General features: G+C 45.3%; 6 protein-coding genes. 1 reads left to right on the top strand and 5 read right to left on the bottom strand.

What is annotated here, in order from left to right; all coding sequences use genetic code 11:
* Positions 1 to 182 precede the first annotated feature (182 nt).
* The 5 genes from rplS to rpsP all read right to left on the bottom strand — a co-directional run bounded on the left by rplS (position 183) and on the right by rpsP (position 2558).
* A complete protein-coding gene (rplS, locus tag IV55_RS01975) occupies positions 183 to 536 on the bottom strand; it encodes a 50S ribosomal protein L19 (RefSeq protein WP_057808823.1) in 354 nt (117 codons plus the stop codon).
* Positions 537 to 670: 134 nt separating this feature from the next.
* Positions 671 to 1411 (bottom strand): tRNA (guanosine(37)-N1)-methyltransferase TrmD, encoded by a 741-nt coding sequence (trmD, locus tag IV55_RS01970; protein ID WP_057809081.1) that lies wholly within the window; start codon positions 1409 to 1411, stop codon positions 671 to 673.
* A complete protein-coding gene (rimM, locus tag IV55_RS01965; protein WP_057808821.1) occupies positions 1401 to 1928 on the bottom strand; it encodes a ribosome maturation factor RimM in 528 nt (175 codons plus the stop codon). The genes trmD and rimM overlap by 11 nt, the downstream gene beginning before the upstream one ends.
* A gap of 58 nt (positions 1929 to 1986) precedes the next feature.
* Entirely contained in the window at positions 1987 to 2265 is a 279-nt protein-coding gene (locus IV55_RS01960; protein ID WP_057808819.1) for a KH domain-containing protein, read from the bottom strand.
* A 17-nt stretch (positions 2266 to 2282) separates the two neighbouring features.
* Entirely contained in the window at positions 2283 to 2558 is a 276-nt protein-coding gene (gene rpsP, locus IV55_RS01955; RefSeq protein ID WP_057808817.1) for a 30S ribosomal protein S16, read from the bottom strand.
* Positions 2559 to 2813: 255 nt separating this feature from the next.
* On the opposite strand from rpsP, the gene IV55_RS01950 reads away from it, so the two are divergent.
* Positions 2814 to 3782 (top strand): hypothetical protein, encoded by a 969-nt coding sequence (locus IV55_RS01950; protein WP_057808815.1) that lies wholly within the window; start codon positions 2814 to 2816, stop codon positions 3780 to 3782.
* Positions 3783 to 3839 lie beyond the last annotated feature (57 nt).

Genomic DNA, 3839 nt, shown 5'->3' with positions numbered 1-3839 from the left:
GTAGTCTGCACAGCGACTTGACTTTTGTCCCACGTTTCCGCTATTGAAAATCAGAAATCAACAATGGGTCTGTGGACATAATTAGTTATGTCCCAGACCCATTGTTGTTTTCTAAGCTTCACTAATGAAAACCTAACAAAAAAGCCACACTCCCAAAGGAATGTGGCTTTTTGAAAGTCATCTTAACGACGAGCTTCCTTAATCCGCGCAGCCTTACCGTGCAATGCACGTAAGTAGTACAACTTGCTACGACGAACACGACCATGGCGCATAACTTCAACGTGATCAACTCGAGGTGAGTTAACTGGGAAAGTACGTTCCACACCGATACCGTTACTGATCTTACGAACAGTGTAAGTAGCGGAAATACCAGCACCGTGGCGCTTAACAACGATACCTTCGAACAATTGGATACGTTCGCGGGTACCTTCGACGATACGTGCGTAAACACGGATTGTGTCTCCGGCACGGAAGTCTGGCATGTCATCGCGTAATTGACCAGCGGTGATCTTTTCGATTAATTGGTTCTGTCTCATTGTGAGTTCTTCCTTTCACTCGAAATTCATTAACAGTCAACCTGCCAGCGGAATATCGGTATTGTGGGCTCATAGCCACAAACTAGAATACCATATTGGATTCTTAGTGTAAAGCTGATTTCCTTTACACGCGACTAGCCACGCGTCTCTTCGTCGATCACATCATTTAATAACCGACGTTGGGCAGTCGTTAGTTTGGCATGCTCCAGTAAATCTGGACGCCGTTGATAAGTACGTCGTAGTGATTCACGTTCACGCCATTCAGCAATTAACTGATGGTTCCCGTTCATCAAAACTTCGGGCACGCGTTCACCGCGAAATTCAGCAGGTCGTGTGTACTGAGGGTATTCCAACAAGCCGTTGCTAAACGAATCACCAGGCGCTGAATCGTTGTTTCCCAAAACATCAGGAATCAAGCGTACCGTTGCATCGATCATGACCATGGCGCCTAACTCACCACCGGTCAGGACATAATCGCCTAAAGAAACTTCATCAGTCACCAAGGACCGAATTCGTTCATCGTAGCCTTCGTAATGACCACAAATAAACGTTAAATGTTCTTCTTTGGCAAAGTCCTCCGCCACTGTCTCAGTAAAAGGAACTCCGGCAGGATCTAGCAATACGACCCGACCGCGATCCCCAGCAGTTTCTTCAACATGATCCATGGCGTCAAATATTGGTTGTGGCATGAGGAGCATACCAGCACCACCACCATAAGGTGTGTCATCAACATGATGATGTTTATCATCTGTAAACTGACGAAAATCGGTGACGTTAATATCTAAGATGCCTTTATCGACTGCTTTACCAACGATTGATTCGGTCATTGGCCCACTAAACATGTCAGGAAACAGGCTTAAAATATCAATCCTCATCTTCATCTAACCCCGCCATCATTTCAATGTGCACTTGACCAGCTTCAATATCGACAGATTTGACCACCTGGTCGATTACCGGAAGGAGTAAATCTGATTTACCAGCACGTTTAACCACCCAGACATCATTGGCCCCAGGTGCCATAACCTCTTTGATTGACCCAATGTCAGTACCTGTTTCGTCAATAACATGCAAGCCGATAATTTCACGATAATAATATTGCCCTTCAGGCAGTGGTTGTTGTTCGGCCTCAGTTACAAACAGGTCACTTCCCTTGTACTTCTCGACCATATTAATGTCATTCAATCCGGCAAACGTAATCAAAATAAATGATTTATGATTACGTGCTGAGGTAATGGTTAATTGTTCCCGCTTCGCCTGTGGCTGATTAGCAGTCACATACACCGTTTTCCCCTTTGCAAAACGCTCTGCTGGAAAATCTGTGTCTGCAATTACACGTAGCTCACCTTTTAGCCCTTGGGTGTTCACAATTTTACCGATTGTATAAAAAGCCATTGTTTCTCCTTACTTCTATCTTAATAAAGAAAGGGTCTGAGACAGAAATCTCAGGCCCTTACTTATTTTCATCAACAATCACTAACCGCACTCGCTGCGCATCAACAGTACGAACACCATAAACTAGCGTCCGTAATGCCTGTGCAACTTGGCCATGACGACCAATGACTTCACCGATATCATCCGGTGCCACGGTTAAGGAGTATTCCATAAACCGGTCACTTGGCTGATTAACCACCTGAACGGCTTCCGGATGGGAAACCAGTGGCTTAACCAGCATTAAAATCAGTGCTTGTACATCTTCCGTTGTTAATCGGTTGTCTTGATGGGTATCCATGCTAAAACGCCTCGAATTTACTTCTTAGTGAACTTAGCTTCGTGGTACTTCTTCATGATTCCGGCACGAGAGAAGATGTTCTTCACCGTGTCAGAAGGTTGGGCACCATTGTTCAACCATTGCATTGCCAAGTCTTCATCCAACTTGATTTCTGCAGGGTTAACTAATGTGTTGTAAGTACCGATTTGTTCGATGAAACGACCATCACGAGGTGAACGTGAATCAGCAACAACGACCCGGTAGAACGGACGCTTCTTTGAACCCATACGCTTTAAACGAATTTTAACAGACATGTGTAATTCCTCCTAAATTTCTTAACAGATACTAGTTTATCCAACTACCACTTAGGTGTCAAGAGGTTTTTCTTTACAGCTAGAAAGTCATGTCTAATCACCTTTCCCCACGGATTGCAACGCTACATTTTCTATAGAAACGTTAAGAAACTTAAGGTCTGCTCAAGATTATCTGTCGCTTTCAAAACGACTTTTCATCCTATGGTACATTAACCGTAAAGATAAACGACATCAATTCGTCCACGGGAGTATTTTATGGAAAACAATACAGAACCACGCATCACATTCATGCATCCACAACTTCGCATTGTTAAAGCTGATGCCCTTAATCGTCCAACAAACGCCCGTCTTTTACAAGCTGCTGGCGCTAGTGCAGTTGATAGTCGTGGCGCTGATTTAACACCACATTTGAATGCAAACTTAGAGAACATTGACTTCGCGGTTCCTGGACAGCATCAAGTTCCCGTCGCTGTCATGGATGATCGCGGTAATGTGGGGCGTTCGTTCTTCACGTTGGTAATCGTCAATACGGAAGCCGACCTCGATGGACGCTCTCCTATCATCGTTGAATCAGCCCCTGCATCAGCCGCCGCCAGTCAAGCGGCGACCACGGCACCAACACCAGCGCCACAGCCAAGACGACATCGCCATCTATGGATTGGCGCATTAGTTGGCTTACTAGCCTTAGTGCTAATCATCTGGGGTGTGTCAGCGCACAACAACGCACAGAATCAAGCAGCCATGGCATCGTCGTCCAGTTCTGCAGAATCATCTTCAATTGCAGCATCACAAAGTGCGGCCGAATCCTCCAAGGCAGCCGCATCCTCAGCCGCCGCTTCTTCCCAGCAAGCATCGTTAGCCTCACAGAATAGTGGCTTATCCAGTCAACTTAGCAGTCTCAAAGCACAATCTAAGGCAACTGCTACCGTCGTCAAAGATTTACAAAAAACAGTCACTGATTATAAAGAAAACAGTGACCGCGCACAATACGAAGCATCCATTGCTAATCTGCAACAGCAAGTTAGCAACTTACAAGCACAAATCTCTCAAGGCAATGGCAATGCTGTCAGCCGTGGTATCTTAACCTCACAGGTCAACAAATTGTCTGACACCATTGGCGATTTAGAAAACAGCGCCTCACCTAGCGATGCCAGTTCAACACTCAAAAACAGTGGCGTCAACGGTATTGTTAGCAAGATTCAATCATTACTCGGTTCACTATAACGTTCACTTAGCACGCGGCAAACTTTGCTCGCGTGTTTTTTGTTCACTAGGCTGCTT

Source organism: Furfurilactobacillus siliginis (assembly GCF_001437435.1).
Taxonomy (GTDB): domain Bacteria; phylum Bacillota; class Bacilli; order Lactobacillales; family Lactobacillaceae; genus Furfurilactobacillus; species Furfurilactobacillus siliginis.
Note: the sequence above shows the minus strand (reverse complement) of the source record. Positions and strands in the feature narration are given on the sequence as shown.